This is a genomic window from Bifidobacterium sp. AGR2158, assembly GCF_000424225.1.
GTDB classification, from domain to species: Bacteria; Actinomycetota; Actinomycetes; order Actinomycetales; family Bifidobacteriaceae; genus Bifidobacterium; species Bifidobacterium anseris.
Genome location: NZ_AUJM01000012.1, coordinates 17,868 through 42,346 on the forward strand (window position 1 = coordinate 17,868; position 24,479 = coordinate 42,346).

The window sequence follows — 24,479 nt, forward strand, 5'->3', positions numbered from 1 at the left end:
GGGACGTTTCCTCCAAGTGCTTTCTGGCATTGCCGACCAGCTGGATGCTGCGGTGAATCCGTCTGCAATCCTTCGCAGTCGCATCCCTCCTCTGCCGGTGGCAACGCCTTCGTTTCACATATGTACTGCATTTTACCCGAAGCTGAAAGGTAATGCGTACATCCAACAAAACTGAACCGCTTAAGATGCACTCCTCAAACGTTTGCATCGGCGTTTCGCCGTGGGAATGAGTCGGGCATCAACAGCAGCCACTGTCTGTGGATGATTCATTCAACCACGAAAGCCCTTCTACGACAATCGATTCGGCGCCTTTCCCACACACTTTTCACAATCTATCTCACTTATCCGTTTCACGATGCGAGTCCATCAGCGTGTATCCGCGCGAGTTCTGGCCCGTTTGCAGCATCCCGCATCATCCATCGGAAGCCCGTGCCTGCGGGTTATCCCCGTAATAAGGCCGTCGCCGACCCATCCCGTCCCCACTCCTGACAACGTACGCATTCTCCAATCAATTCGCCCCCTCCATTGCCAATCCCCGCTCTCCTCTCCCCTAAACCGCCCCAGTGAACGTCTCCGCCCCAATCCGCACCCATCTCGTTCACAACGGACCACCCCAGTGAACGCATCTGCGTCAATCCGCACCCCGAACGATCGCAAACAGGTCTCTCAGCGAACGTTTCCGCCCCAACCCGCACCCACCGCAATCGCAACCGCCCATGTTTTGACCGTGCCGCATGCAAAGCCACACCGGCACGGTCGCGACCCCACTACCGCCGCACTGGCACTCCGGCGTTCAACAGCTTCCGCTGCAGCATCGCCGTATTGTTCAGGTCCTCCATCCGGATGCGCACCACGGTATGGACACCGGCACGCTTCAAGCCCTCGACCCGCTCGCGTTCGTCGTCGATGATACCGCCCAAAGTCCGCCCCTTCGTCATCTGCGGATCGGTGTACTTGACGAGCCCGTCGAGCTCGACGACGATGATCCTGCCGTCATTCGTCAGCCACAGGAAATCCACGCGGTAGGTGCGCCCGGTCTGCGGATCGACGAACACCACCTGCATCTGCGGCACCGCGAACCCGCATTGGACGAATCGCGCCAGCGCCTTCGCCTCGCCGCCGTTCTCGACGAGCGGCGACGCATACTTGAACACGGCCCGCTCCATCTTGCCGATCTCGCCGGTATGCGCCGCGCATCCGATGATCGACGCCAGTTCCACGCCGTTGTGCAGCACACAGCACACGACCTGCATCGCGGCGTCGAACGGCAGCATCCGCGCGCAGTCGGCCGCCGTCTGCTCCGGCGTCGTCACCTTCACGCCGTCCACGCGCATGCACGATCCGGCATCCGAACGGATGCGATGCACATGGCGGCTGTCTCCCTTACCGTTGCGCATCGTGCACATCACATCGACCTTGCCGCTTCGCAGCGCCTCGTTCACAGTGCGGTAGTCGATCCACAGACCGAGTATGCATGCGGCGGCGACGCCTGCGAAAACCCAATCAGGGTGGATCTGCGCGAGCCCGCGAACCAGATGGCACATCTGCTCGATCGGCGTCAGCTTCTCCCAGGTCGTGCGTCGTATGAACAATCCGGGCATCGGCGACACGATCTCGCCCTCCCTGCGCCGACGCCTCAACGCCTGCTGCACCGTATCATCGGTGGTGTGCAGGCATCTGCGGGCCGCCTCCGCCTCATCCAGCTGCCGCTCCGTTACCGCATGTCTGCGCATGATGGCTCCTTTCCGCACCCCACTCAGTCGGCAGGATGTGAGCCCATACGTTAACCGCTCATCCCACCGCGCCGCCACCTGCGCCGACCCCTGTGTACGGACGCCACCGTTATCCACATTCCCTCCCCAGCGAACGCCGCCGCCGCAGTCCGCACCCAACCCGTTCGCAACCGCGCCCCTTCGCGAACGCCGCCGCCGCACAACGCACCCAACCCGTTCACAACTACGCATCCCAGCGAACGCGACCACCGCACAACGCACCCAGTCCGTTCACAACCGCGCGCCCCCGTGAACGTTTCCGCCGCACAACGCACCCAACCCGTTCTCAACCGGCTGCAACCAACCGCCCCGACCGCCCCAAACACAGAAGCGGGATGGCCGCAACCCGTAGGCTGCGGTCATCCCGCCAGAGAGGAACGGTCTAGGCTGACAGGCTCAGCGTCCATTCACCTTGCGACGGCGCATAAGCGCCACCACGAGCCCAGCGCCCGCGATGAGCACAATCGCCGCGCCCACCGTGTAGAACATGCGCAGGCCCTGGCCGCCGGTCGACGGCAGCTCGGCGCCGGTCGTGTTCACATAGTTGACGTTCAGCGAACCCGGCTCGTTGTTCACGGTCGCGGTCAGCGCGGTCACGTTGCCTTCCAGATGCGTCGCGGAGATGACGATCGTCACCGGATCCATCGTGTTGTATCCGGCCGGCGTCACGACTTCCTTGACCACATAGGTGCCGGCGTCCAGACCCTTGATGTTGAACTGACCCTTATCGTCCGAGGTCATGTTCACCGGAGCGTTTTCCGTATTGGAGACCGGATAGTAGAAGTCACCGCTCTTGTAGACCGGGATCTGCGTCGTGCCGTCGGCTTCGAACAGCTGGAACTGTGCGCCTGCGAGCGCCGGTCCGGTTTCGGATCCCGCGTGCTTTGTGCCGTTGAGCTGGAAGCTTGCGACGTACACGGTCTTGTCCGGCGTCTTGCCGAGCGAGCCCTGCACGTACGGGTTGTTGGAGAACTGCAGGTTCACGGTGTTCGTGTTCGTGATGGCGCCCGGCTGCTGCAGCACCTGCGCGTTCTCATTGAGGTGCGCGTTGTAGATGACGGTGATCGTGAAGGCACCGGCGATGCTCGCCGTGGAGTCCAGTCCCGCGGCCGCGCGCAGGCTCGGGATGTTGATCGTCAGCGTCGTCGGCATGCCGGCGGTGACCGTGGAGGTGTTCACCGTGTAGGCCGCCTTCGGCACATCATTCGTGACGGTCTTGCCATCGGCGCCCGCATAGGAGATCTGCACCGAGGAGATGCTGCCGTAGGTGATGCCGGCGGTCATCGTGTCGTTGAACTGCACGCGATACGGATGCTGGTACATGTCACGCGTCGGATCGGCCGGAATATTGGCCGTGACCTTGAACTGGAAGTTCTCGTTGATCGCATGATCGGCGGAGTCTCCCCAGCCGTCCGCGTCGGAGCCGGCTTCGGCGTCGTTCTTTTCGTCCTGCACCTTCTTGTCGACCGACGGCACGCTGCTCTTCGGCGTCACCGTCGCGTCGCCGAGCACCTGGATGATGTAGCCGGTGTATGCCTTGTTCTCATCGGTCAGCGTGCTCGACTGGTCGTTGACGAGGTAGTAGCCCGCCGGCAGTCCGCTGATCACATATCCGGACGTGCCCAGCGTGGACGCCGTGCCCGCCACGGTCGTCGAGAGGTTCTCTCCTGCGATCTTGCTGAATTCGTTGAGCTGTGCGTCGGTGAAGCTCTTCGACGCCATCAGCTCGGCCAGAGCGGCCGGCGTTGTCACATTGAACTGCTTGAGCAGCGCCTGCTGGCCGGCGGCGGTGAGGCCGTCTCCCCACGTCACGTTGCTCAGGACGCGCGCGCCGTTGACGAGCGCGTAGTCGCCGGCGAAGATCTGGTACGCGTTGTACGTGTGCCCGGCCTCCTTCGAGTTGATCGTGATCGTGTACGTCGCCGCCGTCGGCGTCGTCGACGTCGACGTTCCGGTCGATCCGGTATCTTCCGCGAATGCGCTGCTGGTTCCCGCGAACCCAATCGCGCACATTGCCACCGTGGCCACGCCGGCCGCGATCTTCTTCCATGCCGAATGCATGATGTTTCCTTTCCCTGTGGAGCCGGTCCGCGGCATGCGCACCGGATTCCGTTGCCGTATCATCCCTGCGACTGGGCGTTGCCTTCCGCAGCGTCCTTCGCGGTGCGCATGCGCATCGCGAGCGCGCAGCCCAGCAGTGCGAACACCGTGAGTGCGCAGCCGATCAGGATCATGTGCCGAGCATCGCCTGTGCCGCCTGTGGCGGGAAGCACAACACCCGGCTCGTCTTGAATCGCCTTGAGGTCCCAGTCCAGAGCCACCGTGCCGTCCTCGCCCGGCCCGACCACGAAGCTGTGGGTTCCTGGGGCGAGGTCGTATCCGGCCGGGGCCTTGGTTTCGCGGAGCGTGTATGTGCCCCACTCAAGGCCTGTCAGCTTAAAGGCTCCGGGCGCGTCGTCCACGTCCTTCGCCCATGCGGGATTGCCGGCGACGGCGCAGTCGCCGTCATCCGTGCAGTCCGTGATCGTGTACGTGTGTGATGTGGTACTTCCTTTCGGCGTGTATGTAAGCGCCCATTCAGCGCCGGCGAGCTGTTTCGTCGGTGCCGTCGCATCCGTCTTCGTCCAGATGACGCTGCCGGTCGCGCGGCGGTTCGCAATCGCGCCCACCTGCACGGTGGCCTGCGTCGCATCGTCGATCGTGAACTCGTACGGGCCGCCGACGCTCTCGTATCCGTTGGGGACGACGCTTTCGACGATCCGGTAGGTGCCGAGCGGCAGTTTGTTGAGGCGGAACGATCCCGGCGTCGCATCGACGTCCGGATACGTGACCTTGGACGCGTCGCACGGCGCGTGCTCGCAGTCGGTCACGACGTTCACCGTCTGCCACGAGCCGTCCGCGCCCTTGCGCTCCAACGTCCACGCCGAACCGGCGAGCGGCGTCGAGCCAGCGTTCGCCGTGCCGTCGTAGCCGCCGTCGACCTTCGCCCACACGACGCTCGACGGCACATCCGAGATCCACGCGTTCGTGCCGACGATCGACGGCCGCTGATCGCCCGTCCACGTGACGACGCCGTTCGCGTCGATCGTGAACTTGTAGACGGTCGGATTGAGCAGATAGCCGCTCGGCGGCGTCTTCTCTTCGAGCGTGTACGTGCCGGTGGGCAGATTCTTGAGTGTGAAGAGGCCGATGCCGGTGTTGACGTCGACGTACGGGTCGCTTTTGCCACCATCGGTGAGCGTGGAGAGCACCTTGCGTTTCGCGGCGTTTTCGGCGTACACGTCGTCATCGGTGACGTCGGCGGCGACGGTGCCCACATGTGTCGCCTGCCGCGACGAATCGACCGCCGTCGCACATTCCGGCGTGACGCCCGGCTGCACGTTGTCGTATTTATATACGGCGATGCTGCGCGCGCCCGCGCCGGCCGCGAACGGCGTCTTGCCGCCGGTCGCCATGTAGGTCGCGCCGTTGGCGGAACGGAAGTAGAACTGCACTCCCGCGTTCTTCGACGGCACGACCGCGCGGTACCAGCCGTCGCAGTACTGCGACATCAGCGCGTACGTGTAGTTCGTCTGCGACGTCGTCTTCCATGCGAGGAACGGCATGTAGTTGATGTTCGCCGTCTGCGTGTTGAAATAGACGACGAGTGAATCGTCGGTGACGTTCAGCGTGACCGATTTCTTCAGGTCGCCCGATTGCACGGTGATCGTCGTCGTGCCGGCCGCGTTGAGCGTGACGAGGCCGTCGGCGTCGACGGAGGCGACGTTCGGGTTGCTCGACGTCCATGTGACGGCGCTGCCGGTCGGCGTCGTCGTCGACGTGAGCCGCAGCGTGCCGTACGCGACGTCCGTGTTGATCGACGCGGGCGCGGCGGTGCCGTTGTAGTTCAGCGACAATGCGGTGACGGCGGCGGGATTGACGGTGATCGTGACGGATGCGGACAGATGTTTGCCGTCCTGCGTCGTGTCGACGGTCGTCGCGGTGACGGTCACTTTCCTCGGCGCGGTCAGCTGACCGTACGATGTGACGACGCCGTTCTGCACGCCGACGACGTCGCTCGGGCTCACGCTCCACGTGACCTGCTGCGGCGAGCCGTCCGGCAGCGCCTTCGCCGTGAGCTTGACGGTGCCGCCGGCGGTCATCGTCAACACGTTGCCCGGTATCGCGGCGCCGTTTGCGTCGAGGATGTGCACGCTTTGCACGGCGGTCGTGTTGTCGTCGATCGTGTACGACTTCACATCGTTCGGGTTCGTGACGTTCTTCAGCGTCCAGCTTGAACCGGGCAGCCCTGCGCGCGACGCGTCGCCGTCGGCGTATTTGCCCCAGTTGACGGTGCCGCCGAGCGGGCGGTCGCCGATCGCCGGCGACGTCGCGCCCGATGCGGTCGTATCGACGAGCAGACTGTTGCCGCCGGACACCGGCATGCCGTTGTTGTTGTAGACGTTGACAATCTTCGTGTACGGCGTGAAGGACGCGTCGCCCGTGTTGATCTGGTAGATGTTGTCGTTGAGGCGATAGCCGTCCGGCGGCGTCAGCTCGCGCAGATAGTAGGTGGCGTTCGGCGTGAGCAGTCCGAGTTCGAAGGCGCCATCGGCCTTGTTCACATCGAGCGGATCGTTGTCCTTGACGGTCAGGATCGCGCCGGAGCCGCTCAACGCGCTCTTCAGGTCGCCGTACACCTCCCAGCTGGAGCCGGCGAGCGGCTGGCCGGTGCCGGCGTTCACCTTGCTCCAGCTGATGAGCGACGCCGGTTGCATACCGCGCCACGGATAATTATGGCGTTCCTGGTCCATGCCGATGATCGACGCGGAGTCAGCGTTGTTGTAGGTGCCGACGTAGATGGGGCTGTTGAGCATGTAGTCGCCGCCGACGTAGACGCGGCCGTTCGTGATGACATGGTCGTCGAAGGAGCCGCGCGGCACGATGATGCTGCCGAGCATCGCGGCGGCCGGATCGTCGCCGGGCGCGAGCTGCGTGCCGGTCTTCGCCGTATCCGTGGCCTCGCTCAGCGCCGTAGAACCGTAGGCGCCGCCGAGCACGGTCAGCTCGGTGGTGTTCGCGAAGTTCCACATAATCGCCTGCGCGGCGGTGTTGTAGTCGCTCTTCTGCGCGGCCGTGGCGTTCGACGCGTATCCGTTGCCGATTTCAGTGCCGTTCCACCAGAAACGCCAGCCGCTTTGGAACGTGACGGGTGCAGCTCCGGTGATGTTGACGGCGACGGCCGCATCGTCCGGAATGTTCGTGAACGCGAAGTCGAGGCCGCCGAACCCGGTCGAGTTCATCTGGCTCGCATCGATCGTGAAGACCTGCATCAGGCTTGAGCCGTCGCCGTTAAAAGTGATGAGCCGTTCTCGGTTCGCGCCGGAGAAATGCCAAGTGTGGGAGACGGACGGATTGGAATAGTGGTTACGCGTGTAGGCGCCATCGGGTGCGACGCCGACGTAGACACCGGGCTTCGCGTCCGCCAGGGCGGCAGTGAAGGCGTCGCCGGACCGCTGCACGTAGCCGTTGAAGGAGACGAGTTTGTCGGACAGCGGGATGACGGTCTGGTCGCCGTAGTTCGTGTAGTCGACGTCGTTCGCCGTCAGCGGGTTCGTCGCGTTGAAGGTGACGCCCGGGGTCGGACTGTAGGAACCGGCCGTCTGCACGACGGACGAGCGCGGATTGGTGGCGTAGCTCTCGCTCCAATTCGTCTGGTTGCCGCTGAGGGCCGCCGTGAACTGCACGGTGCCGCTCGCCTGGCCTTTGCCGACGAAGGCGCCATGCTCCCACGCGCCGACGTCGCCGTAGGTCGTACGGTTCGGGCCGGTCGTCATCGAAAGGATATGCGTATTGATACCGCCGACGCCGAGCGCCTGCGCGCCGTTTGCGGGGCGGAACATCGTGCCGAAGCCGACGGCGCCCATGCGCAGACCGTTGCCGCCCCACGAATTGCCGAGCTTGTGGTTGGCGAACTTGCCTTTGACGATCGTCAGGCCTTCGACCTCGGCCGTGTAGGAGCCCGACGGGCCGTTCGTGTTCGTGTAGGTGTACGGCGCCGACTGGTTTGCCGGCGGCGCGCCGACGTACAGGTCGCGGCCCACCCAGGTGGCGACGCCGGTGTCGGGACCCGCCGGAGAGGTCTGGTTGATGTTCGAGCCGAGTGAAATGTTCAACGGAGTGGTGACCGAACCGGCCGCGAGGCGTGCGGCCACCGCGGTTGCCGTGGGCACGGCGAGCGCGGTGCGCGTGACGAAGGACGGCACAAGGGACGGCACGATGAATGCGATGATGCTCACGACGGTCACGACAATCGCGGCGATAGCATGGCGCGAGGTTCGGGAGGATGCGGCGGCCGTGTCTGTCTCGGCGGACGCGGCGACGGCATGGTTGTCGATGACGTCGGAGGCGTCGCGATCATGGATGGACGAGCGTGTACCGTTCATCGTTTGCTTCCCCCCCTGTCTTGCTCCCTCACTGGCGCCGGAGGGCGCCTCGTGCTGAGATTCTTTCGTTAGTGCTGTTATTAGTCACGCATTGCGCATATCGCAGGCATGTGATCATACAGGCATTGCGATTGCATGTTCTCTCGATTCACGTCTGCGCTATTTCTGTTGTCGCCTTCTTTGTATCGCACAACGCAGCATGCCGTGCAATCTCCCGGCAGTAAAAGGGAATAGCGAATAGACGCATGAGCAACAATTGCGAAAAGCAAATATCGATCTGCGTGAAAAAGTGATACTGCTAGCGAACGTTAATCATGCACTTCAGTGAAAAATACGTGAATCTACGCCCGTGGTCGAAGCCCGGATACGCGGCGATCGCCATGATGGTATGGCATTGCGATCAGCCATGTGCCCCGATTCCGGCCATATGGCGCCCCGTCGGCATACCAACCCGCCGCGGCCGCCGACGAATCCACCCGCAAACCAGCCTCCCCGCGGCACGACCCGTCGACCCCGCCGACGAGCCGGGACGCAGCGGCCCAACCCGCCAACCAGGTCGACAAGCCGGGACGCAAACCAACCCCTCAGCGACCCAACCCGTCGACTCCGCCGACGAATCCACCCGCACATGGCGGCCGCGGAAATACGAAACGGCCGCGGAGGAAGGCATCAGCCTCCACCCACGGCCGTTCATGCACGTAGAATCAGTCCTCGTTCTCCTCGATGTGTTCGATCTGCACCTCGAGGTTTTCGGCGTCGTTCAACGCATCGTGAATCTCCTCTTCGGCGTTCGTCGCCGCCACGGCCGCCGCCGCGATCTGCGCGAGCTTCTGCTTGACGGCGTCGGACGACCCCTGTGGCACCGAAGCGGCACGCGCGGACGACGTTCCGTGACCGGCGCCATGCGCACCATGCGCACCATGCGAGCCGGAGCCGCCGCGCGCTTCGCTGCCATGGCCGTGCTTGTTCGTCTTGACGAACGGGTCGCCGCCCTTAAGCGCATACGGATCGTCGTAGTCCCCGGAGATTGTCGGCTCATCATGCACGATGAATCCACGTCCCTTGCACGTCGGGCACTCCTCGGAGAACGCCTCGACGAGTCCCTGACCGATGCGCTTGCGCGTCATCTGCACAAGACCCAGCGACGTGACCTCGGCCACCTGATGCTTCGTGCGGTCGCGCGCCAAGCATTCGACGAGTCGTCGCAGCACGAGGTCGCGGTTCGCCGGCATCACCATGTCGACGTAATCGATCATGACCATGCCGCCGATGTCGCGCAGACGCAACTGTCGCGCGATCTCCTCGCTCGCTTCGAGGTTGCAGCGCGTCACCGTCTCCTCGAGCGACTTGCCGCGGCCGATGAAGCGCCCGGTGTTCACATCGATCGTCGTCATCGCCTCGGTGCGGTCGATGACGATCGAGCCGCCGGACGGCAGATACACCTGACGTTCCATGCCCTTGCGCAGCTGCGAGTCGATCTGCCACTTGTCGAACACGTCCTTGCCTTCATGCTCGGCCGGGTCCCACTTCTCCAGCTTCGCGCTCAGGTCGGGCGCCATCGTGTCGAGATACTGCTCGATGCGTTCGTAGACGCTGTCGCCTTCGACGATCATCTTGCGGAAGTCGTCGTTGAAGATGTCGCGCACGACGCGGATCGCCATGTCCGGCTCGCCCTGCAACAGCTTCGGACGCTTGCCATGGCGGAACTCCTCGAACTTCTTCTGGATCTGCTCCCACTGATGCACGAGCTGTTCCATATCCTTGACGATCGCCTCTTCGGTGGCGCCCTCGGCGGCCGTGCGGATGATGACGCCCATATCCTTCGGCGCGACCTTCGACACGATCGACTTCAGACGGCTGCGCTCACGGCTGCTCAGCTTGCGGCTGACGCCGGTCATGCCTCCCGACGGCACGAGCACGAGGAAACGACCCGCAAGCGTCACCTGACTCGTCAGACGCGCGCCCTTGTGTCCGATCGGATCCTTCGTCACCTGCACGAGCACCGGGTCGCCGGAGCGGAACGCGAGCTCGATGCGCCGCGGCTGTCCCTCGAGACGCGTCGTGTCCCAGTTGACCTCGCCCGCGTACAGCACGCCGTTGCGCGCCTGACCGATGTCGACGAAGGCCGCCTCCATGCTCGGCAGCACGTTCTGCACGCGGCCGAGGTAGATGTTGCCGACCGTCGCGACCTCCTGGATGTCGGAGACGTAATGTTCGACGAGCACATCGTCCTCGAGCACCGAGATCTGCGTGTGGCGTTCGCGCTGACGCACGACCATCAGACGGTCGACGTTTTCGCGGCGCGCGAGGAAGTCCTGCTCGAGCAGCTGGTTCTGTCGGCTGCGCTCGCGGCGGTTGTCGCGGCGGCGCTGCTTCTTCGCTTCGAGTCGCGTGGAGCCTTCGACGTCGGTGATTTCGTCGATGTACTGCTGCTTGCGCGAGCGGCGCGTCGTCGTTTCCTCTTCGACGTTCTTGCCGCCGCGGCGGCGACGCCGTCGACGCGTGACCGTCGTCTCCTCGTCGTCCTCGCCGCCCTCTTCGGTTTCCTTGTCGTCGTTCTTGTCGTTCGACTTGTTCGTTTCGGCGTCGGCGTCCTGCGAGCGGCGCGAACGGCGACGGCGACGCGTGCGCATCGACGTCTCCTCGTCCTCGTCATCCTCGTCATCCGCCTTCTTCTTCGCGTTGCGCGCGATCGCATCGTCGATCGGCGCATAGGTGATGTCGTCGAGCACGAGGTCCTCTTCGATCTGCTCGACTTCGGCCGCGGCACGGCGTTCCTGCGCGTTGAGGCGGCGGTTCGACCTGCGCGAACGGCGACGCGTCGATGTCGTTTCCTCTTCGCCGTCGGGGTAGTCGAGGACGGCCGTCTCCTCGCTCGCCTCGGTGGCCTCAGCCGCATCGTCGTCATGCGCGTCGCTCGCACGGCGGGAACGACGGCGGCTACGCGGCGACGACGGTTCCTCGTCATCGTCCGGGGACTTCGCCCTGCGCGAGCGACGCGACGGCGTCGACGGCTCGTCATCATCGTCCTCATTGGCGGACGATGCGCGGCGCGAACGGCGACGCGGCGCCGATTCGTCGTCCTCGGTCGCGGATGCACGGCGGGAACGACGGCGCGGCGTCGGTTCGTCCTCGTCGTCATCGGCGGCATTGCGGCGGGAACGGCGATCGGCATCGTCGTCGCCCGGCTGCGGGATGACAGGCTCCTGGAACAGCAGCGACGTCATCGGCCGCGACGCGCGGCGGTGCGACGTGCGGTCGGGCTCACGGTCGGATTCACGGTCGGCGGTGTCGCTGAGAAAGTCGTCGAGCGAATCGGCGGTTGCGGTCGAGGAACGGCCGCGTGACGACGTCGAAGTCGCGCGCGTGCGGCGGCGACGCTGCTTCGGTTCGCCGTCAGCGGAATCCTTGTCGTCCTTCGACGAGGTGATCGACGGTGCAGACTTCGACGCGGGCAGCGCGGGCACGGTCGGCTCACGGAACAGCGGCGTATGCTCCTCGACCTTAAGCTCAACGGACGCGTTCGCAGCGCCGGCGTCACGCACAACACGGCGGCCACGGCGGCGCGGCGCCGGCTGGGCGACGGTGTTTTCGGGGGTCTTCTGCGCAGAATTGCTCTCTGCGGAGGTTTCGTTCGTGACGAAATCATCAGTCAAATCGGGCACAATGCTCCTAGCGGCGCGCCATGCTGCAATCATGACGCAGACGTTCTGGCCCCATGCGTTCTCACGCCATACTCTCACTATGGCCGCGCGGGTCGCGCACGCTGGTGGCAATCCAAAAGTCAATTCAAGCGATGGCGGACACCGGCGCTCGCGGTTTGCGATCCCGTTCTTCCGGGTTCAACGCGAGGGGATCAACGCCAACGGTTGCTGGGCGATTTTTGCAGAAAACCGCCATGTCTCAGTATGACACAACTCATGGTCCAACGGGCGAGGGCGGGTGCGGGTTGGTGTGGGTGCGGGGACGTTCGCGGGACGAACCATCGCCGCGGTCGGCGAACCCGCCCGGAAACCGGCCCCGTTGCGTGCCGATCCATCGATTCAGCCGACGAGCCGACCCGAAGACCCGCCCCGCAGCGGGCCAAACCGTCGACACCGACGACGAACCGGGACGTTCCGGGGCGAACCATCGGCACGGCCGGCGAACCAACCCGCGAACCGGCTCTGCTGCGGGGCGATCCATCGAACCAGACGACAACCCCACCCGCAGCGGGTCGAGCCGTCGACGCGACCGGCGAAACCACCCGCAGACCAGCTCCTCAGCGGACCATCACATCGACGCGGGCGACGAAATCACCCGCAATCTGACTTCTCCGCGACCCGTTCCGTCGACGGGGACGACGGAACGGGTCGGAAACAGGCGGCTTTGCGTCCCGGAACGTCGACGGGGTCGACGGAATGGGACGCGCGGTTCAGCTCAGCCAGTCGGTGAGGATGCCGGCCATGAGCGTCAGGTCGGTTTCGGGCAGCTGCTCGTCGTGCTTGTGCGCCAGAAGCGGACTGCCGGCGCCCAGATTCACAGCGGGGATGCCCAGCTGCGAGAAACGCGCCACATCGGTCCAGCCGAGCTTCGCCAACGGCTCACGGCCCGTGCGCTCACGCACCAGATCGACAAGCGACTGCACGAGCGGATCGTCCATGCCGGGACGCGCGGACGGCGACTCGTCCTTCATCTCGATGCCGAATCCCTCGAACACGCCGCCGGTCGCGACATGTTCGCCGTTGCCCAGCTCGGCGCCGCAATCGGCGCCCATCATCAGCGCCTTCGCCTCCGGCAGCGTCTTGTCCGGTGCGAAACGGTAGTTCACGTGCACACGGCACTCGTCGGGGATGACGTTCGTGCCGTTGCCGCCCGAGATCAACGTCGCGTTGAGGCCCTCCCGGTACGTCAGGCCGTCAACGTCGACCGCTTCGTCCTCATGCACGTTGAGTCGGTTGAGGATCTCAGCGGCCTTGTGGATCGCGTTGTCGCCCATCCACGCGCGCGCCGAATGCGCGGCCACGCCATGCGCGACGACGTCGAAACGCATCGTGCCGTTGCAGCCGCCCTCGATGCCGCAGTCGGTCGGTTCGCCGATGATCGCGAAATCGCCGACGATCCAGTCGGGGTGCGCCTCGACGACCTTGCGCAGGCCGTTCTTCTCGGCGGCGACCTCCTCATGGTCGTAGAAGACGAAGGTCAGGTCGTACTTCGGGTCGGTCAGCGTGGCAGCGAGGAACAGCAGCACCGCATCCGAACCCTTCATGTCGGTCGCGCCGCGCCCCCAGATTACGCGCTCGGACGGATGGGCGGCGGCGACGTCCTCGCGGATCAGCGGATCGCCCGGCTCAAGCCACATCGGCGGGAAATTGTCGATGACCGGCACCGTATCCAAGTGGCCGGCGAGCACGACCCGGTGCGCCTTGCCGAAATCCGTGGACGCGACGAGCGTGTCGCCGTGACGACGCACCGTCAGATGCGGCTGCGCGCGCAGGAACGCCTCGACCATGTCCGTCAGCGGCCCCTCGTCGTCGCTCACCGAATACACGCCCATCAGCTGCGCCATCAGATCGTTGAGATTCTGCTGATAGCTCGCCGACGGGTCGATTGCAAGCGCGGTGGTGGGAGGGATCGGCGTGGCAGTGGAGGAAGCGGAGGCCGCCATCGGCACGGCCGAAGCGGAGGGGGTCGGTTCGTTGACGGCGGAAGCGGAGTTGGAAGTCATCAAAATCTCCAGATACAAGGCACATGGTGTGGGCTATATTGTTATCGTTCGCACATATCGTAACAGCTGAGTCAAGCCCGCAATTCAGGCGACCGCACTGCGGGCATATGGGCGGATGGGTTGTGTGCGGGTCGGAACGTCGATGAGGTTGGCGGAACGGGACGCACCAGCCGCTTCGCGGGTCGAACCGTCGACGAAGCCGACAGAACGGGACGCGGATGGGCAGTCCCGCGGGGCGAATCGTCGAGCAAGTCGACAGAACGAGACGCACACGGGTACCCATTTTGGGACGGATGGCGCGCAATGTGCGCGGGAGGTGACACACTGAGTTGGGCGAAACACGTCGGCGTCGGCACGACCGCACGGCAGCACGACGTCCAACCGCACACCCACCCGAACCAGCAGAAGGAGCGTCATGACGGGCTTGATCAGCGCGATGGAAGGATTCTGCGTCATCGGCATCGTGATCGCGGTCGGCTACGTCGCCGCGCGCATGCAGATCGGCGGCCCGCAGGCGCAGTACGTGCTCAACCGTCTGAGCTTCTTCGTCGCGAGCCCATGCCTGATGTTCGACATCCTCGCCGACGAGAAACTGGGAGAGATCTTCCACCCGTCGATCTTCGTTGCATTCTTCTCGGCATTGGCTGTGGGCGTCATCTTCCTGATCCTCAACGCATGCTTCTTCCATCTGAAGGCGCCCGACGCGACGATCGGCGTCCTCAACTCCCTGTATCTGAACTCGAACAACATCGGCCTGCCGATCGCCACCTACATTCTCGGCAACCCCGCACTCGTCGCGCCGATCCTCGTCATGCAGCAGGCGGTGTTCACGCCGATCGGCCTGACGGTGCTCGACGCGACGACGAAAGGCCAGGTCTCGGCGAAGACGATCCTCAAGCAGCCGCTGCATCAGCCGCTGCTCATCGGCACGATGCTCGGCATCCTCGTCTCGCTGCTCAACGCGAAATTCGGTTTCGCGATCGTGCCCGACTACATTCGCAACCCGATCAGCATGATCGGCGCGTCGGCGGTTCCGATGATCCTGATGGCTTTCGGCATGTCGCTGCACGGCACGAAACCGATGCAGAACAAGAGCAACCGTCCGGCGATCGTCACCGTCGCCATCCTGAAGAACGTCGTGATGCCGATCATCGCCTTCCTGCTCGCCTACTTCGTGATGAGCTTCCGCGGCCCGGTGCTGTACGCGTGCGTCGTGCTCGCCGCGCTGCCGACCGGCCAGAACGTCTACAATTACGCGGCGCGCTACAACGTGGGTCTCACCTTCGCGCGTGACGGCATCCTCGTCTCGACGGTGACGAGCCCGATCTTCATCGCGATCATCGCGGCGATTCTGAGCTGACGCGTCGCGCGAGCGTCGCTAACGGCGGATGAAGGAGCCGCCGACTCCGGCCATCCGCAACCGACCCGAGCGCAAGCGAACGTCGACCTCCATCGCGACAGCCTCCCGCGCCCCGTCGCCTCGACGCCCTCAGTCGTCGCGCCGCCGACTGACCGTGTCGAGCCGCGCCGCCGTCCGGTTCGCGCACAGCGCACCGACGCTGACGAGCGCATAGCACAGCGCAATGCCGAGCGCGAACCGCAGCAGCACCGCCGGCGCAGTAAGCGCGGAGCCGAGCAGCGGCAGCATCAGGAACATCGAGCATCCGGCCGCGACGATGATGACTGTGTTGAGCGGTGTGAGCACCTCGCTGAATCGCGCGCGGCGCAAGGTGCGCGCATCGGTGCCTTCGAGGATGAGCATGTGGTATTCGGCCGCTTGGTCGTACACGTTCGCCGACTGCATGATGCCCGAACTGACCGCGGCGAGCACTGCCGCGAACACGAGTGTCAACGTGCCGCCGAGCGCGATGTCATGCATCATCATCAACGATTCCGGGTCGGCGTTGTCACCGGTGGCGAGGATGCCGCACACCGACGTGATGCCGGCGACAAATACGGCGAGCGCGATGCCGGAGACGTTGCGCCATGCGCGTTTTGGATTGTCAAGGATTCTGCGCATCGCGATCATGACGGCCGCGTTCTTCGGGTGGCGGACGCGTGTTTTCGCAACGGCCGTCACTATCCACGAACCGATGAGGTTGAGCAGCATGAAGCAGCCGCCGATGATGCCGAATACGATCGCATAGACGACGACCGCACCCGCCTGCGCGAACAGCTGCAGACTGTTGAGCACGACGAATCCGCCGATGATTGCGACAACGAAGATGACGGCCCGCCATCCGCTCGGCAGCGTCGAGCCTTGGCGTGCGGTGACGCCGAGCGGCGTGATCGCGACGCGGCGCAATGTGACCAATGCGGAGACGAGTGCGAGCAGCGCGACGCCGACGACAGTGCCAACGAGTGCAATGGGGCCGACCCACAATTGTTCGAAGTTGAAGTGGCGATTTTCGAAGGTGAGCGTCATGATGAGCGGCATGATCGCGAAGTAGCCGCCGACGCCGATGATCGCGCCCGTCACCGCCTGACTGACCGCTTCGAAGGCCGTCAATCGTGTGACCTGCGATGTCGTCGCACCGACGAGCCTGAGCGTCGCGAGGCGTTCGTCGCGCCGGGTCGCCGCCAATCGGGCCGCCGATCCGGCGAGCGTCGTGAACGGGACGATGAGCAACACGCACGCGAAGATCGCGAGCATGACGTAGAACTCGCCGTCGGCGCTCACGTTGTCATGCGATGTGCAGCGCGACGTGTCGAACATGCAGGCCGTCGTATGGTCCGGCGACGCACGCCAGATGAAGCCGTGCAGACCGCCGAGGACGGTGAGGAAGATCGCCGTCGCCGCGGCGAACGCGATGGTGGCGAGCAACCCCGTGAAGTCGCCGCCGCCACGCCGTTCTGCGCGCACGGGTTGTGCGATGCTGTCCGACGCGGTTTGTGCGAACGCTTGCATCCCCGATGCGTCGGTTACGTCAGCCGCCGGCGTAGTGGCGTCCGATATCACCGTCTCTGTGGCAATCGTGTCCGCCGCCAACTCGTTCGTCACCGACATGTTCATCGACTGCATATCCGATGACGCAGCCGGCCCCTCGTCAGCCGTCAGCTGTCCGCTCACCGCCAACTGTGCGTTCGACTGTGCGGCCAACTGATCATCTGCCGTCGCCGTCGTATCCACCACCGACTGCGTATCCGCTTGCACCGCGCGAAGCGACCGGGCGACGGCGGCGGGGCTGCGGTGGAAAAGCCTCCAGAGGGCAAACGTGTTCATCGTAGGGCTCCTTGCGAAGGATTGCGTGGATCCCCAGCCATCATCGGCGCACCACCCATGGGGCCACTCGTCATGGCACCGTTGCGAGCACCATCGACGCGCGCACCATCCCCCGTCGGCCAATTCGCCGCACTGCCCATCCGCTGATTCGCCGCGTCGAGCACGATGCCATCGCGCATATGGACGGTGCGGCCGCAGAAGGCGGCGATGTTCGGGTCGTGCGTGACGAGCACGACGGCGGCGTTGTTCGCGGCGGCGGCCGCCATCAGCAGCTGCATGACGTCGCGGCCGGTGTTCTGGTCGAGCGCGCCTGTCGGCTCGTCGGCGAAGATGATCGCCGGGTTCACGCACAGCGCCCTTGCGATCGCCACGCGCTGCATCTGTCCGCCGCTCATCTCGCCGGGGCGGCTGAACATCAGGTGGCGCAACCCGATGCGGTCCAGCCAGCTGAGGGCGCGGTCAGTGGCCTCGCGGTACGCCATGCCGGACAGCATAAGCGGCAGCGCGACGTTCTCGACGGCCGGCAGTTCGGGCAGCAGCTGTCCCGATTGGAAGACGAATCCGAAGGCCTGACGACGCAAACGTGTGCGCTCGGCTTCGCTGATGCGATCGATGTCGGCACCGCGGAACATCACGCGACCGGTCGTTGGCTTCGTGATGCCGGCGAGCACATGCAGCAGTGTCGACTTGCCCGACCCCGACGGCCCCATGATCGCCACACGTTCGCCTTCGCCGACGAGGAAATTCGCATGGTTGAGCGCCGGCGGCTGCCCAGGTTGGATGGTGCTGCGCGATGTGGCGTTGTAATCCATAACAAGGTCGATGCCGTGCAGCACCGGCGTCGGGGCGCCTTGCTGTGTGCGCACGGCGCGCGGCTGGTGCGGTGCCGGCGGATCGCTGATGCTGAATTGCTGTGACGGGTTCTGTACGTTCATGGTTGCCACGCTACGATTGCGCCGCCCGCGCAACCATCATGCATCGGGATGACTTTGCCCCGCCTTCCACGCATCTCTCAACCTTAAGGATGACGCACACGATTGCATATCCGCACAGGGGGCCACCCTTGCATTTACAGCTATGGAGCGTCGGCGACGCCACTCACGTCAGCTTCCAGCTGACGCGATGCAGATCGCTCGGACCGTATTGAACAATCGCCTCGCGATGCGCCTGCGAACCGTAGCCTTTGTTGTGCGCCCACCCGTAGCGCGCATAGTCGGGGTTCTCCTCGGCGAGCGCAACCATGAGCCGGTCGCGCTTCACCTTCGCGAGCACGGCGGCGGCTGCGACTGAACAGCATCGCTGATCACCCTTGACCTGGGTGACGACGTATGGCAATACCGGCACGAGCGGCGCTTCGAAAGACATGAACGCTTTCGAGATGTAGTCGCTCGGCCCATCGAGAATCGCGCCAACGCGCACGCCACCTTCTTGTTCGATGCCGAGCGCGCGTTCGACCTCATCGAGCGCCCGCAGCGCGGCGATGCCGAGCGCATAGGTGATGCCCCATTCATCGATTTCCTGATTCGTCGCCGAGCCGATGGCGTACGCGTCCACCCACTCCTGCAGCGGCTCGTACAGCGCTTCGCGACGATGCTCGGTGAGCATCTTCGAATCCGCCAGATACTGCGGAATCGACTGCTGCGCGCGGTCGAGATCGGCAGCGCGGAACGCTGCGGCGCCGACCATCACCGGCCCCGCGAGCGACCCGCGTCCCACTTCGTCGAAGCCGACGATGACATCGTATCCATCCGCCGCGATGCGCCGCTCGAGCTCAAACGTTGGCACTGCGGAAATGCTCATCCCATCCTCTTTCCTGATCGTCTGATCGTTCGACGTTCCGCCCACTACACTGCGCGATCACCCTCACCGCCGCTCCACGCGAATCACTTTCACGCTACGCGACCGCCCATTCGCTGCACATCGTCACTGCGCGCAGCCGCCGTGCACAAGCAGTTCCAGCAGCCGGCCACCACGCCGGCCACGCCGCGGCAGTCGTCACCACCTACCGTGCTTCACGTGAAACGTCACTCACTCGTTTCGCGCGAAGGCACATCGGCGAAGACGTCGTGATGCGCGCTCAGCCAACCGATACGGTTAAGTGGCCAGTAGCGCGCGAAGGCGACGCCGACAATGTCGCTGATCGGCACGAGCCCGTTGTCACCATCGTTCTGATGGTATCGGGAATCCGCGGAATTCGAACGATTGTCACCCATCACAAACACATGTCCCGGCTTAACGGTCACCTTGAATGGGAACGCGCTCGGCTCCGCGCCCGGCTTGATATACGACGTCTCGTCGATGGCGACGCCGTTGATGACGACCGGCGCACCGTTGCCGTCGCACTCGACGATGTCGCCCGGCAGCCCGATGAGTCGTTTGATCAGGTATTCGCTCGCGAACGTTGTCTGCTCATCGGCAAGCCAATTCGCAGGGTCTTTGAAGACAACGATGTCACCCCGCTTGAGCTTCGTGACGCGCGGCGTGAGCTTCGTCGTCACAACGCGGTCGCCGGGGACGATCGTGTCCTCCATCGACTTCGACGGAATGACGTACATGCCGAACAGGAACACGCGCATCAGCACGACGATGGCGATCGGCAACGCGCACCACAACAGGAAATCGCGCACCGTGAACTTCGCGTCCGGCTTAGCTTGGTTGGCATGCCGCGCGTTGGTCGCGTCGTCGCGGCCGGCACCGCCCGGTGACGGCATAGGCGCGTCTTCGCCGCCCATACGGGTGCCCTCGGCTGACGAATCGTTGCGCATGAATCTCCTGACTGTTGGCTGCAGTGCTCATCGTCGCATTCGCACCCCCGAAGGCGCGACTGCGCTGTACGTCATTGTATGACATCGCTGGCATAACGGCCGCGCGCACGCACAACCCCATCACATTGCGCCGCGAACTGAATCGTCGCCGCCGACAGCAAAACCAACGAACAATCAACAAACATCAACAAAAAACGAAAGAGGACCCGCAGTTGCGGATCCTCTGACGATCATGCACGCGCACTGCCGACGCCGAAGGTCGACGCGCGCGGCCGCACTCACTTGGCGGAGTTGTCGCGACGCTCGACGATGCGAGCGGCCTTGCCGCGCAGGTTGCGCAGGTAGTAGAGCTTCGCGCGACGCACGCGGCCACGACGAACGACCTTGATCGAGTCGATCGACGGGGAGTGCAGCGGGAAGCGACGCTCAACGCCGGTGCCGAAGCTGATCTTGCGCACGACGAAAGTCTCGCGAACGCCCGCGCCCTGACGCGCGATCACCACGCCGGTGAAGGTCTGGATACGGGAGTTGTTGCCTTCCTTGATCTTCACGTTCACGTCAACGGTGTCGCCCGGACGGAACGCCGGGATCTCGTCGGCCGGCTTCATGTGCTTGGCGTCGAATGCCTCAATAGCGTTAACCATGGTGTTCCTCGCTCGCTGCCGCATATCAGCGCAGTGGTTGGGGCAGCCGTCGCGCGGACGCCGCCTGATTTTCGCGGACCGCTGCGGCCCGCGTTGCCGATCCGCCGAAAGTCACGTTCGACTGGACCTGAAGATGCGCGGGGTTATGCGGCACCCCATGCATCGGCACAACGTTCAGTAGTATACACACGGCCATGAACAGTCTCGGACGTCATCGGTCAGGCATCCGCCACCGCGGCGGCACCCTATAGGTGGCATCACCCACAAACGGCCATTGGCGGCCGATCGGCTCATCGAAGCAGCCAGAGAACGCATAAGGTGCACAGCCCATACTGGGCCATGCACCTTATGCCTCGTTCAGCAGCCGCTTCAGCTACTCAGCCACCGCAGCAAACCGCAGCCGCCACCGCGGAGATCAGAACTCGCGGACCTTGCGGTAGAAGTTGATCAGGCTGCGCGTGGACGCGTCCTGGGCGGCGAGAGCCTCGTCGTTCTGCGAAATCGCCGGCGTGATTTCCTTCGCGAGCTGCTTGCCGAGCTCGACGCCCCACTGGTCGTAGGAGTCGAGGCCCCACACGGTGCCTTCGACGAAGGTGATGTGCTCGTAGAGCGCGATCAGCTCGCCGAGCGCGAACGGGTCAAGACGCACGCCCATGATGGACGTCGTCGGACGGTTGCCGGTGAACACGCGGGCCGGGACGATGTCCTCGGGCGTGCCTTCGGCGCGCACTTCGTCGGCGGTCTTGCCGAAGGCGAGCGCCTTCGTCTGCGCGAAGTAGTTGCCGAGCAGCAGCTCGTGCATGTCCTGGTCGCCGTCCTTGAGCGGGTTCGGCGTGTTCGCGAAGGCGATGAAGTCGGCCGGGATGAGCTGCGTGCCCTGGTGGATCAGCTGGAAGAACGCGTGCTGGCCGTTCGTGCCCGGCTCGCCCCAGAAGATCTCGCCGGTCTCGGTCGTCACCGGGGTGCCGTCCCAGCGCACGGACTTGCCGTTGGATTCCATCGTCAGCTGCTGCAGGTACGCCGGGAAGCGGTGCAGGTACTGGTCGTACGGGAGCACGGCGTGCGAGGCGACCTTGTAGAAGTTGCGGTACCAGACGTTGAGCATGCCCATGAGCACGACGACGTTCTTCTCGAACGGCGTGTTCTTGAAGTATTCGTCGATCTGGTGGAAGCCGTTGAGGAACTCCTCGAAGCGCGCCGGTCCGAAGACGATGGCGAGCGTCAGGCCAACGGCGGAATCGACGGAGTAGCGGCCGCCAACCCAATCCCAGAAGCCGAACGCGTTCTTCGGGTCGATGCCGAAGTCCTTGACGCGCTCGAGATTCGTCGAGACGGCGACGAAGTGCTTCTCCACGGCCTCGGCCTTGGACTCGCCGTCGCCGGAAATCGCGCCGGAGGCCTGCAGCTCCTCGAGGAGCCAAGCGCGCGCCTCACGAGCGTTCGTCAGCGTCTCGAGCGTGCCGAAGGTCTTGGAAACGACGACGAAGAGCGTCGTCTCCGGGTCGAGGTCGCGCGTCTTCTCGGCGATGTCGTTCGGGTCGATGTTGGAGACGTAGCGCGCCTTGATGCCGGCGTCCGCGAACGGCTTGAGCGCTTCGTACGCCATGACGGGGCCCAGATCGGAGCCACCGATGCCGATGTTGACGACGGTCTCGATTTCCTTGCCGGTGACGCCCTTCCATTCGCCGCTGCGAACCTTGTCGGCGAACGCGTACATGCGATCGAGGGTCTCACGGACGTCCTTGACGGTGTCCTGGCCGTCGACGATGTACTTGCCTTCGTCTTCGGCCGGGCGGCGCAGCGCGGTGTGCAGCACGGCGCGGTCCTCGGTGTTGTTGATGTGCACACCGGTGTACATCTGCTCGGTGCGCTCGGCGAGCTTGACCTCATCGGCGAGCTCGGCGAACAGCTTCAGCGTCTCCGGCTTGATCAGGTTCTTGGAAAGATCGAAATGCAGCGTGCCCGCGTCGAAGGACAGCGCATCCACACGGTTCTCGTCCTCGGCGAACCACTTCTTGAGGTCGACGCCTTCGGTCTGCATGTCGTCGTAATGACGCTGCAGCTTGGCCCACGCCTCGGTCTGGGTGGCGTCGACTGGAGGATTGATTGCCATTGTTGGTCCTTTCATCATCATCTTCTGCAAAGCGCGCGTGCTGCGATGGCGCCATGCGCGCCGCCGTCAGTCGGCATACGTTTGCAACGCTTCACAGAACACACACACTACTCACGAAATAAGACAGTGCCTCCCGTCGGCTGTGCGCGATGTGACATCGCTCATTGCTTAACGACGTTAACCGAAAAATGGCGCAACGCCGCCGCTGACGTGCCCCGCATGCACGGGTGCCTACAGCAGTTCGTCGTCTCCCGATTCCGCCAGATGCTTGACGATCGCCTTGACCTCCTGACTGCGTGCGCGCGGCGCGACGAGCAGCGCATCGGGGGTGTCGACGACGACCATGTCGTTCACGCCGAGCAGCGCGATCGTGCGGTCGCCGCCGGCAACGATGACGTCACCAGCCGAGTCGAGCGTCGTGACGTCGTCAAGTGAACCGAGCACTTTGTTGTTGCGTTCGTCGACGCTCGGCAGCAGAGCGGCGACCGAATTGAAATCGCCGACGTCGTCCCACCCGAAATCACCCGGAATCATCGCGACGCCGCCTTCGACAGACAGCGGCTCGGCGACCGCGTAATCGAAGGCGATCTTCTCGATCGACGGCCAGTGGCGCGCCATCGCCGCGTCGCGATGCGCGTGGAAATCCTCGCGTTGCACGGTTTCGCGCGGGTTCTCGCCGTGCATGCGCGCCGTTTCGACGGCCGTCTCGTACGCGTGGTCGTCGGCGACGATTGCGTCGGCGATCGCGTCGATCGCGCGCGCCAGCCGCGGCTTTTCCTTGTGCAGATGGTCCATCAGCACGCTCGCGCGCATGACGAACATGCCGGCGTTCCAACGATATTCGCCGGTCGACAGGTACGCCTGCGCGGTGACGGCGTTCGGTTTCTCGACGAATCGTTCGACGAGCGTCGCATCGGGCGCGTCCGGGATCTGCGCGGCGAGCGAACCGCCTTCGTGGATGTAGCCGAAGGCCGTCGACGGGCGCGACGCGGCGATGCCGATCGTCGTCACATAACCGGCACGCGCGGTCTGCACCGCCTGACGCACGGCCTCGATGAACGCGAGCTTGCCGCGGATGACGTGGTCGGCGGCGAAGGATCCGACGATGATGTCGTCGCCGTGGCGGCGCATCAGCACGGCCGTCGCGAGCGCGATCGCCGCCGTTGAATCGCGCGGCGACGGTTCGGCGAAGATATGCTCGGCGCTGAGTTCCGGCAGCTGTTCGCGCACGGCGGCGACGTGGCGTTCGCCGGTGCTCACGCACACATGGTCGATGCCGCAGATCGCGGCGAGCCGGTCGAAGGTCGTCTGGATGAGCGTGCGTCCCTGGCCGAGCAGGTCGAAGAGGAACTTCGGTTTGCTTTCGCGGCTCAGCGGCCACAACCTTGTGCCGGTGCCGCCTGCGGGGATGATGGCGTAGAAATCGTCGAATCCGTTACTCATGCCGTTCATCTTACACAAGCCGCGCAGCGGCTTTCCCTTGCGCCGCCTCGCGTTGCGCGGCGTGCGGGCGGCGTTCGCGACACGCCCGACACACGCGAATTGCGCAATCCGCCGGCTTCGACTACACTCACCATCTTGTGCACTAAGCACGCCACTTTAGCTCAGTCGGTAGAGCGGCTCACTCGTAATGAGCAGGTCGACAGTTCGATTCTGTCAAGTGGCTCCACTGCCCTAGGCCCACAAGCCTAGGGTTTTTGTTTTCCGGACGCCGACGCGGCGACGGAATGCCGAAACCTTGCAGTGACGCGCGAGTGGCGTAATGGTAGCCGCGCAGGATTTAGGTTCCTGTGTCTTTGACGTGCGGGTTCGAGTCCCGTCTCGCGCACG

Annotated in this window: 14 protein-coding genes and 2 tRNA genes; 4 read left to right on the top strand and 12 right to left on the bottom strand. The window is 64.4% G+C overall.

The window, feature by feature from the left end; translation table 11 throughout:
* Positions 1 to 767: 767 nt before the first annotated feature.
* From G606_RS0102795 to G606_RS09655, 4 genes are all read right to left on the bottom strand, one after another.
* Complete coding sequence (locus tag G606_RS0102795; RefSeq protein WP_196799994.1) at positions 768 to 1,934, bottom strand: hypothetical protein; 1,167 nt, start codon at positions 1,932 to 1,934, stop codon at positions 768 to 770.
* Positions 1,935 to 2,168: 234 nt separating this feature from the next.
* Complete coding sequence (locus tag G606_RS0102800; protein WP_026644684.1) at positions 2,169 to 3,833, bottom strand: isopeptide-forming domain-containing fimbrial protein; 1,665 nt, start codon at positions 3,831 to 3,833, stop codon at positions 2,169 to 2,171.
* 59 nt (positions 3,834 to 3,892) lie between these two features.
* A complete protein-coding gene (locus tag G606_RS11470; protein ID WP_026644685.1) occupies positions 3,893 to 8,197 on the bottom strand; it encodes a SpaA isopeptide-forming pilin-related protein in 4,305 nt (1,434 codons plus the stop codon).
* 704 nt (positions 8,198 to 8,901) lie between these two features.
* Positions 8,902 to 11,895: an Rne/Rng family ribonuclease gene (locus G606_RS09655; protein ID WP_081663949.1), complete on the bottom strand. Its 2,994-nt coding sequence runs from the start codon at positions 11,893 to 11,895 to the stop codon at positions 8,902 to 8,904.
* Between G606_RS09655 and G606_RS11125 the strand changes: the two genes are divergently transcribed.
* Positions 11,894 to 12,109, top strand: coding sequence for a hypothetical protein (locus G606_RS11125; protein WP_133120917.1), 216 nt, complete (start codon positions 11,894 to 11,896; stop codon positions 12,107 to 12,109). The two genes, G606_RS09655 and G606_RS11125, sit on opposite strands and share 2 nt — an antisense overlap.
* Positions 12,110 to 12,611: 502 nt before the next feature.
* Here G606_RS11125 and dapE read toward each other — a convergent pair.
* Positions 12,612 to 13,844: a succinyl-diaminopimelate desuccinylase gene (dapE, locus tag G606_RS0102815; RefSeq protein WP_051198538.1), complete on the bottom strand. Its 1,233-nt coding sequence runs from the start codon at positions 13,842 to 13,844 to the stop codon at positions 12,612 to 12,614.
* A gap of 475 nt (positions 13,845 to 14,319) precedes the next feature.
* On the opposite strand from dapE, the gene G606_RS0102820 reads away from it, so the two are divergent.
* A complete protein-coding gene (locus tag G606_RS0102820) occupies positions 14,320 to 15,264 on the top strand; it encodes an AEC family transporter (RefSeq protein WP_026644687.1) in 945 nt (314 codons plus the stop codon).
* 129 nt (positions 15,265 to 15,393) lie between these two features.
* Here the strand turns inward: G606_RS0102820 and G606_RS0102825 are convergent, their stop codons facing one another.
* The 7 genes from G606_RS0102825 to G606_RS0102855 all read right to left on the bottom strand — a co-directional run bounded on the left by G606_RS0102825 (position 15,394) and on the right by G606_RS0102855 (position 24,092).
* Complete coding sequence (locus G606_RS0102825; protein WP_081664024.1) at positions 15,394 to 16,812, bottom strand: FtsX-like permease family protein; 1,419 nt, start codon at positions 16,810 to 16,812, stop codon at positions 15,394 to 15,396.
* 311 nt (positions 16,813 to 17,123) lie between these two features.
* Complete coding sequence (locus G606_RS09660) at positions 17,124 to 18,062, bottom strand: ABC transporter ATP-binding protein (protein ID WP_081663951.1); 939 nt, start codon at positions 18,060 to 18,062, stop codon at positions 17,124 to 17,126.
* Positions 18,063 to 18,225: 163 nt separating this feature from the next.
* Positions 18,226 to 18,927, bottom strand: a complete 702-nt coding sequence (locus G606_RS0102835) for a ribonuclease HII (protein WP_026644689.1) — start codon at positions 18,925 to 18,927, stop codon at positions 18,226 to 18,228.
* A gap of 224 nt (positions 18,928 to 19,151) precedes the next feature.
* Complete coding sequence (gene lepB / locus G606_RS09665; RefSeq protein ID WP_231371394.1) at positions 19,152 to 19,892, bottom strand: signal peptidase I; 741 nt, start codon at positions 19,890 to 19,892, stop codon at positions 19,152 to 19,154.
* A gap of 278 nt (positions 19,893 to 20,170) precedes the next feature.
* Positions 20,171 to 20,536 (bottom strand): 50S ribosomal protein L19, encoded by a 366-nt coding sequence (gene rplS / locus G606_RS0102845; protein ID WP_026644690.1) that lies wholly within the window; start codon positions 20,534 to 20,536, stop codon positions 20,171 to 20,173.
* Positions 20,537 to 20,951: 415 nt separating this feature from the next.
* Positions 20,952 to 22,649, bottom strand: a complete 1,698-nt coding sequence (gene pgi / locus G606_RS0102850; RefSeq protein ID WP_026644691.1) for a glucose-6-phosphate isomerase — start codon at positions 22,647 to 22,649, stop codon at positions 20,952 to 20,954.
* A gap of 231 nt (positions 22,650 to 22,880) precedes the next feature.
* Complete coding sequence (locus tag G606_RS0102855; RefSeq protein ID WP_026644692.1) at positions 22,881 to 24,092, bottom strand: mannose-1-phosphate guanylyltransferase; 1,212 nt, start codon at positions 24,090 to 24,092, stop codon at positions 22,881 to 22,883.
* A gap of 150 nt (positions 24,093 to 24,242) precedes the next feature.
* Between G606_RS0102855 and G606_RS0102860 the strand changes: the two genes are divergently transcribed.
* Together G606_RS0102860 and G606_RS0102865 are read left to right on the top strand one after the other, a co-directional pair.
* Positions 24,243 to 24,318: transfer RNA gene (locus tag G606_RS0102860), tRNA-Thr, on the top strand.
* A gap of 79 nt (positions 24,319 to 24,397) precedes the next feature.
* A tRNA-Leu gene (locus G606_RS0102865) sits at positions 24,398 to 24,477 on the top strand.
* The last annotated feature ends 2 nt before the right edge of the window (positions 24,478 to 24,479 follow it).

Coding starts and splice junctions, on each gene's coding strand:
- G606_RS0102800 (WP_026644684.1), bottom strand. CDS start 3,833: ATGCATTCGGCATGGAAGAAGATCGCGGCCGGCGTGGCCACGGTGGCA.
- G606_RS11470 (WP_026644685.1), bottom strand. CDS start 8,197: ATGAACGGTACACGCTCGTCCATCCATGATCGCGACGCCTCCGACGTC.
- G606_RS11125 (WP_133120917.1), top strand. CDS start 11,894: ATGACGCAGACGTTCTGGCCCCATGCGTTCTCACGCCATACTCTCACT.
- G606_RS09655 (WP_081663949.1), bottom strand. CDS start 11,895: ATGATTGCAGCATGGCGCGCCGCTAGGAGCATTGTGCCCGATTTGACT.
- dapE (WP_051198538.1), bottom strand. CDS start 13,844: ATGGCGGCCTCCGCTTCCTCCACTGCCACGCCGATCCCTCCCACCACC.
- G606_RS0102820 (WP_026644687.1), top strand. CDS start 14,320: ATGACGGGCTTGATCAGCGCGATGGAAGGATTCTGCGTCATCGGCATC.
- G606_RS0102825 (WP_081664024.1), bottom strand. CDS start 16,812: ATGCAAGCGTTCGCACAAACCGCGTCGGACAGCATCGCACAACCCGTG.
- G606_RS09660 (WP_081663951.1), bottom strand. CDS start 18,062: ATGAACGTACAGAACCCGTCACAGCAATTCAGCATCAGCGATCCGCCG.
- G606_RS0102835 (WP_026644689.1), bottom strand. CDS start 18,927: ATGAGCATTTCCGCAGTGCCAACGTTTGAGCTCGAGCGGCGCATCGCG.
- lepB (WP_231371394.1), bottom strand. CDS start 19,892: ATGCGCAACGATTCGTCAGCCGAGGGCACCCGTATGGGCGGCGAAGAC.
- rplS (WP_026644690.1), bottom strand. CDS start 20,536: ATGGTTAACGCTATTGAGGCATTCGACGCCAAGCACATGAAGCCGGCC.
- pgi (WP_026644691.1), bottom strand. CDS start 22,649: ATGGCAATCAATCCTCCAGTCGACGCCACCCAGACCGAGGCGTGGGCC.
- G606_RS0102855 (WP_026644692.1), bottom strand. CDS start 24,092: ATGAGTAACGGATTCGACGATTTCTACGCCATCATCCCCGCAGGCGGC.